This window comes from Caballeronia sp. ATUFL_F2_KS9A (assembly GCF_023630765.1).
Classification (GTDB): Bacteria; Pseudomonadota; Gammaproteobacteria; order Burkholderiales; family Burkholderiaceae; genus Caballeronia; species Caballeronia zhejiangensis.
This window is the reverse complement of sequence record NZ_JALQEK010000051.1, coordinates 1-6473: the sequence shown is the minus strand read 5'-3', so window position 1 is coordinate 6473 and position 6473 is coordinate 1. Positions and strand designations below refer to the sequence as shown.

At 65.9% G+C, this 6473-nt stretch carries 6 protein-coding genes; 4 read left to right on the top strand and 2 right to left on the bottom strand.

All coding sequences use genetic code 11. The features are described 5' to 3' along the window. Together NCS67_RS28935 and NCS67_RS28930 are read left to right on the top strand one after the other, a co-directional pair. Positions 1-607: 3D domain-containing protein (locus tag NCS67_RS28935; protein WP_250437614.1), on the top strand; the 607-nt coding region annotated here is incomplete at its 5' end. 21 nt (positions 608-628) lie between these two features. Further along, on the top strand, positions 629-1336 hold the full coding sequence (locus NCS67_RS28930) for a response regulator transcription factor (RefSeq protein WP_008346429.1): 708 nt from the start codon (positions 629-631) through the stop codon (positions 1334-1336). Positions 1337-1350: 14 nt separating this feature from the next. Here the strand turns inward: NCS67_RS28930 and NCS67_RS28925 are convergent, their stop codons facing one another. Further along, positions 1351-3126, bottom strand: coding sequence for an ATP-binding response regulator (locus tag NCS67_RS28925; protein WP_175980209.1), 1776 nt, complete (start codon positions 3124-3126; stop codon positions 1351-1353). 153 nt (positions 3127-3279) lie between these two features. Between NCS67_RS28925 and NCS67_RS28920 the strand changes: the two genes are divergently transcribed. Continuing rightward, positions 3280-4032, top strand: a complete 753-nt coding sequence (locus NCS67_RS28920; RefSeq protein WP_008346426.1) for a hypothetical protein — start codon at positions 3280-3282, stop codon at positions 4030-4032. Positions 4033-4035: 3 nt separating this feature from the next. Here the strand turns inward: NCS67_RS28920 and NCS67_RS28915 are convergent, their stop codons facing one another. Next, the gene (locus NCS67_RS28915; RefSeq protein ID WP_250437613.1) at positions 4036-4950 is read right to left on the bottom strand and encodes a LysR family transcriptional regulator; all 915 of its coding nucleotides are present in this window, start codon (positions 4948-4950) and stop codon (positions 4036-4038) included. A 195-nt stretch (positions 4951-5145) separates the two neighbouring features. Here NCS67_RS28915 and NCS67_RS28910 point away from each other — a divergent pair, with 195 nt between their 5' ends. Then, on the top strand, positions 5146-6342 hold the full coding sequence (locus NCS67_RS28910) for a T6SS phospholipase effector Tle1-like catalytic domain-containing protein (protein WP_250437612.1): 1197 nt from the start codon (positions 5146-5148) through the stop codon (positions 6340-6342). Positions 6343-6473: the final 131 nt, after the last annotated feature.

Genomic DNA, 6473 nt, shown 5'->3' with positions numbered 1-6473 from the left:
GCCGCGGATTGCGGCGATTGGGGGGGGCTACAGGGCGGGTTTGGGCGCCGGGGGGCCGGGGGGGCGGGGGGGGGGGGTGAGCGCGCCGGACGCGCCATCGGACCGCGCCACGGACAAGACCGCGACGCCATCGCTCGCGAAGAGCGCGCCGATCGGCTATGCCTTCGCGGCATCGGACCCGAGCTACGTCTTTTTCCGCACGATCCCCGATTCGCCCGCCGGACCCATCGGCGCATTGGGCGTGCCGCTTTCCGCCGGGCGCTCGGCCGCGATCGATCCGCGCACGACGCCGCTCGGCGCGCCCGTCTTCGTCAACGCGAGCGAAGGCGGGCCGGCGGGGGCATCCATCACGCGCCTGCTCATGGCGCAGGACGCGGGCGGCGCGATTCGCGGGGCCGTGCGCGCCGATTATTTCTTCGGCACCGGACCGCAGGCCCAGCAGCAGGCGAGCCGCATGAAGCAGCCGACGCAAATGTGGGTGCTCTTGCCGAAGGGCTTGCGCATCTCCGCGAAGGAGACCGGCGTGCGCGTGCGCGGCGGGCCCGCGATGCCGAGCGCGGATTGCGTCGTCAGCGATCCCGACCTGTGCGTCGACGATACGCAATGACGGAACCTATCGGGGAAGCGCATGAGGTTTCTCGTCGCCGATGACCACGAACTGATCCGCCAGGCCGTCAAGGCGCTTTTGCGCGGCATCGATCCGGACGCGCAGTTCGACGAAGCCGACAACTGGGAGACGCTCGCCGCCGCCGCGCGTCCGGAAGCGAATCACGATCTCGCGATCGTCGATCTGCACATGTCGGGCATGGAAAGCGCGGCGTCGCTCTCGGCGCTGCTGAAGGCGAATCCGGCGCTGCCGCTCGTGGTGCTGTCGGCGGAAGAATCCGTCGACGAGATGCGCGCGGTGCTCGCCGCGGGCGCGCTCGGCTTCGTGCCCAAGCGCGAGCCCGCCAACGTGATGGTCAAGGCGATCGAGCTCGTGCTGTCCGGCGGCGCGTATGTGCCGATCGAGGCGCTGAGCCTGATCGATCCGTCGCCGTCGCGGCTCGCGCGCCAGAGCGCCGCCGAACGTCCGCGCCCGATGACGAACACGGCGGCGCCCGCGCTCGCGCCGCATCATCTGCATCTGATGGAAAACCTGTCGCCGCGTCAGCGCGAAATCATGCGGCTCGTGCATCGCGGCTGCACGAACAAGATGATCGCGCGCGAATTGCAGGTCGCCGAAGGCACGGTCAAGGTTCATCTCTCCGTGATTTTTCGTGCGCTCGGCGTGCACAACCGTTCTTCGGCGATCGCGCTCATCAACGGCTGGCTGCAAGGCGGGCGCACGCTCTGAGCGGCGCGCCGCGCTCAGGCCGCTTCGTCCTGTCCGCGCGGCTGAAGCAGCATGTCGAGCGTGCGGCGCAGGCGCGTCGGCGTAACGGGCTTGTGCAGGACCGGCAAACCGGCGGCGACGAGCGCCGCGAGGCCGGGCGACGCCATGTCGCCCGTAATCACCACGCTCGCCGGCTCGCCGTGGCCGCGCCGCCGCAACGCCTCGCGCACGGCCTGAAGCACTTCCGCGCCGGTCTCGTGGCGGTCGATCTGGTAATCGCACAGCAGCACGTCCGGCACGAAGCCCTCGGAAATGGCGCGCACCGCCGCCAGCTCGTCGCGACAGCCGCGCACGCTGCATCCCCAGCGCGTGAGCAAGGCGCTGAGCGCATCGAGATTCGCGGGATCGTCGTCGACGCACAGCACATGGCGTCCTTCGATGCATCCGATGACCGGCAGCGGCGCGCACAGACTCGACGTAACGAGATTCGCATCGCCGAAGCGCACGGGCACGCGGATCGTCGTGCCGCGTCCCGGCTCCGAGCGCAGCGTCGGCTCGCCGCCGAGCAGCCGCGTCAGACGGCGCACCGTCGCGAGACCGAGGCCGTGTCCCTCGCGCGCGCCGTGATGCGCGAGCGGCGCCTGATAGAAGTCCTCGAAGACGAGCGCGTGTTCGTCGGGCGCGATGCCGATGCCCGAATCGCGCACTTCGATATGACCTTGCTCCGGATCGCCGCCGTGACGCACGCCGATCCATATCGAGCCGCGCTCGGTGTAGCGCACGGCGTTCGACACGAGATTGCCGATCACGCGTTCGAGCAGCACCGGATCGGTGAAGGCGACGCTCGACGTCGGCGCGATGCGCAACGCCAGCCCCTTCGCGGCGGCGGCGGGCCGGAACTGCCGCTCGATGCGCGCGAGCAGCTCCGACATCAGGAAATGCTGCGGAATCACCTGCGTGACGCCGCTTTCGATGCGCGCGAGGTCGAGCACCTGATTGAAGAGCTGATTCAGCGCGTCGACGTTGGCGATGATGTGCTGCGCGGAGTCATCGCGCTCCTGCGCGCTCGCGCGGCCGTCGGTGAGTGCCTGCGCGAGCAGGCCGATCGCGTGAAGCGGCTGGCGCAGATCGTGACTGGCGGCCGCGAAAAAACGCGTCTTCGCAAGGCTCGCTTCCTCGATCACGCTTTTCTGCAGCGCGATGGTTTGCGCGAGCCGCTCCTGCTCGACGCGCGCCTTCACGATGCCGCGAAAAAGACGCCGATACTGCGAGCCGAAAAGATGGATCGCGACGACGAACACGGCAAGCACGACGCCCAATCCGAAACGGCCATCGGCGGGCTGCATCAGGCTCGCAATCGTGACGGGCAGAAGCAGCGTCAGCACCGCGCCCGACAGGTTGCGCACGCTCAATCCGTTCGAACCGTAGGCAAGCGCGGCCAGCGTGACGAGCAGAACGGCCTGCGCGGCGACCGATCCGGCGGATTCGTTCTGGAACGCGAAACAGATCGCGATGCCCGGCGCCGCGTGAAGCAGCACGTTTCGCAGCGCATGCAGGCCGATCCATCGACGCGCGCCGAAACGAAGCGGATCGTGACGCCGCCAGGCCCAAAGACCGATCGCGAGACCATTCGCGCCCGCGTGGAAGAGCACGCAGCCGAAGACGAGCCATCCGGCGTGCGGGCGTGACAGCAATGCCGGATAGAAGAGCGCGATCGCGCAGCAATGCGCGACGAAGGATGCGGGGTCCGCCGCGTAGAGCGCACTGGCGACGTCCTCGTCGGTCTCGCCGTGCTCACGATCGCCTTGCATCTGTCATCCCCTTGCTGCGTTGATCCGCCCGGTTTACCCGAAAGTTCTAGTCGACGGATATGACTAACTTCATATTGGTCGTTTAATAGGAGAAAACCATACTCATCACGTTGCCACCGATTTGAGGGGATTGACAACGTGGAGACCTTGACAATGAATCCCGTCCAGGAGACGGGTGCGCCCTCGATGCTCACCGACCTTTGGCGCCGGCGCACGCATCTGTCGCAGGACGAAATGGTTTCGATCTACAACCTCGTGAAAGGCGCGTTGCGCGGCTATCATCCGCCCGAGCTGCAATCGCTCAAGGAGGACAAGGAAGAACTCGTCGCGCAGTTCATCTACGCGAAAGTGCTGCGGCTCGAACCGGGCCACGGCGAATCGCACGCGAGCGAGCACAGCGCGCCGTCGAGCGGCTACGCCGTATGCACGTATTTCAGGCGCTTTCTGATCGATTGTCTGCGCAGCGCGAGCAATCAGCGCGATGTGTCGATGGAACTCGACGGCGTCGCCGCGCAGATAGACGAGCACGCGCACGCGCCCGACGATCCCGTCGCCTCAGTGCTGATGCAGTACGGCCTCGACGAAGCGCGCGTGCGGCGTCTCGCGCGCGCGTTCATCGACGGCCTGGACCGGTACGAGCAACTGGTTCTCGCGGGCACGCTCGGATGGTGCTCGGAGGACAAAGGCGGCCTGTTCGCGCTCGCGACGCGGCATCACATCCCTTCGTACCACTATCGGGCCGTGAGGCTCGGCGTGACGCTCAAGAAGTCGGCGCAAAGCGCGGATTTCGCCGCGACGAAGATCGGCAGATGGATCGGCGGCACGCTCGGCATCGCGATCAGCGCCGACAATCAGGCCGCGATTCTGCTCGTGCTCAATCTGCTCGCGGTCGAATCGGCGGGGTGAGTGTCAGCGATTGCCGGTCAGCGCGAACTCCGTGGTCTTCACGGCTTGCGCGAGATAGTCGACGAACGAAGCGATGCGCGCGGAGATCGCCGTGTTGCGATAGTAGACGGCGTTGATCGGCTGCCGCACTTCCTGCGTATGACGCGCGAGAATCTGCACGAGCCGCCCTTCGCGCCGGTCGCGCAGCGTCATGAAGTCCGACAGGCACACGATGCCCGCACTCTCCAGCGCGAGATGCCGCAGCGTCTCGCCGCTCGACGAAGCGATGCTCGGCTTGATGCGATACAGCTCGTCATCGCGCCCCGCGAGCGGCCAGACGTTGAGCGATTCCGGCTGCGTGAAGCCGAGCAGCGCGTGATTGGCGAGCTCGTCGACGCGCTTCGGATGCCCGTGCGTTTCCAGATAATGCGGCGTCGCCAGCACGCGAATGCGGCTGCTGCCGATCGGACGGCTATGCAGCGTCGAATCCTTCAGCTTGCCGATGCGGATCGCGACATCGGTGCGGCGTTCCAGCAGATCGATCACGCCTTCGTTGCTGTTCAGCTCCAGCTCCACATGCGGATAGCGCTCGCGATAACCCGCGACGAGCGGCACGATGACATGCAGCATGAAGGGCGTCGCGGCATCGACGCGCAACAGGCCCGACGGCCGTTCGCGGCGTGCGGCGACCTGCTCTTCGGCGCTCTCCACCGCGTCGATGATCTCGCGCGCATGCTGCAGGAAGCTCCTGCCCTCTTCCGTCAGTTCGAGGCGGCGCGTGGTCCTGCGCAGGAGCGTCGTCTGCAGTTTCTCTTCGAGGCGGCCGAGCGTGCGGCTCGCGCCCGAAACCGTCTGATCCAGTTGCTCCGCAGCCGCCGTGATGGAGCCTGTATCGACGACCGTCGCGAAGGTCTGAAGCTCGTCGAGCGTGACTTTCATAATTGAGTTTTTTTCAAGGATGGCTCCTTTATAAACCCGTCCTTTTGCAAAAGTAAAGCCGCCATTCGATCTCGGTTAGGCTCTTTCGGCCAAAGCGTCGTTCGCAGAAGACGTGCGGCTTGCCGATCGATCGCCGAGACACTAAGACATACTGAGCGAGTGCTTGCGGCGTCACGATGGAAAGGAAGGTGCATCATGAGCAAGAACATCATTTTCTGCGCGGATGGAACCTGGAACGGTCCCGACACCGATCACGACAACGACGGCACGCCGGATCCCACGAACGTATTCAAGGCGTTCATGCTGCTGTCCGGCGAACCGGACCCCGCGTCCACGCTGCTCGCCTCCGAACAGGAAATCGCCGAACCGGGGCCGGACGGACAGGTCGCGAAATATCTGCATGGCGTCGGCGATTCGCGCAACGTCATCGCGAAACTCGTGGGCGGAGCATTCGGCGATGGCATCATCGCGCGCATCGTGCGGGGCTATACGTTCATATCGCGTCACTACCGGCCGGGCGACCGCATCATCCTGATGGGCTTCAGCCGCGGCGCGTACACGGCGCGCGCGCTCGGCGGAATGATCGCGAGCGTCGGCGTGCTCGACACGAGCCGTTACGACGTGAACGACAAGGCGCTCGCGTATCGCATGGGCATACTCGCGTGGCGCAAGTATCGCGAGGCGAGACCGCCGGCGCGCAACGCGGGCGGACTGCGGGGGCTGCTCGAAAAGATCGTCAATTTCGATCCGAAGCTCGCGTTTGCGAGACTGCAGCCGGACGACACGCTGCCCGTCGATGAAATTCGCGCCATCGGCGTCTGGGATACGGTCGGCGCGCTCGGCATTCCGATTTATCTCGACAGCAAGGATTCGACGGTCGATCTGTTCCGCTTCGCCGATACCGCGCTCAGCCCGAAGGTCAAGTTCGGCATTCACGCGATCAGTCTCGACGAGCAGCGCGGCGATTTCACGCCGACGCTTTGGGATTCACGCGAGGGCATCACGCAGGTGCTGTTCGCGGGCGCTCACGCGGATGTCGGCGGCGGCTATCCGAATGCCGAATCGGGGCTTTCGGATATCGCCTGCGAATGGATGCTGAAGCGCCTCGCCGATCCGGCCATCGGCATGCGTCTGAAGACGCCGCCCTGGTCCCTGCAGCCGGATTTTCTCGGCAAGTCGCATTCGCCGTGGACGGAGCCGCCCTTCTCGCTGCGTCCATTCGGGCCGCGCGGCCCGTTCGCGTTTCCGCAGGACATTGGCGCGCATGTGTCGGTCGCGCAGCGTTTGGGCCTCGTGATGGTGGCGGGCAAGCCGGTGCCGGTTCCGAACACGTACTCGCCCGCCGTGCTCGGCACGCTCTTCCCGGCGCACACCAACTGGATCACGACCTGAAAACGTTGCGGGGCCCGGCCGTTGGTTGCCGGGCCCGCTTCCTACGCCACTTCGCTAGTGCCACATAGCGCGCTTATTGCGATTTTGGCCAATTAAGTCCCACAGCTTGCGCGGCTCATTCTGCACCCCAT

Excerpts from the sequence above, each read along its gene's own strand:
- NCS67_RS28925 (WP_175980209.1), bottom strand. The coding sequence starts at position 3,126 with ATGCAAGGCGATCGTGAGCACGGCGAGACCGACGAGGACGTCGCCAGT.
- NCS67_RS28910 (WP_250437612.1), top strand. The coding sequence starts at position 5,146 with ATGAGCAAGAACATCATTTTCTGCGCGGATGGAACCTGGAACGGTCCC.
- NCS67_RS28930 (WP_008346429.1), top strand. The coding sequence starts at position 629 with ATGAGGTTTCTCGTCGCCGATGACCACGAACTGATCCGCCAGGCCGTC.
- NCS67_RS28915 (WP_250437613.1), bottom strand. The coding sequence starts at position 4,950 with ATGAAAGTCACGCTCGACGAGCTTCAGACCTTCGCGACGGTCGTCGAT.
- NCS67_RS28920 (WP_008346426.1), top strand. The coding sequence starts at position 3,280 with ATGAATCCCGTCCAGGAGACGGGTGCGCCCTCGATGCTCACCGACCTT.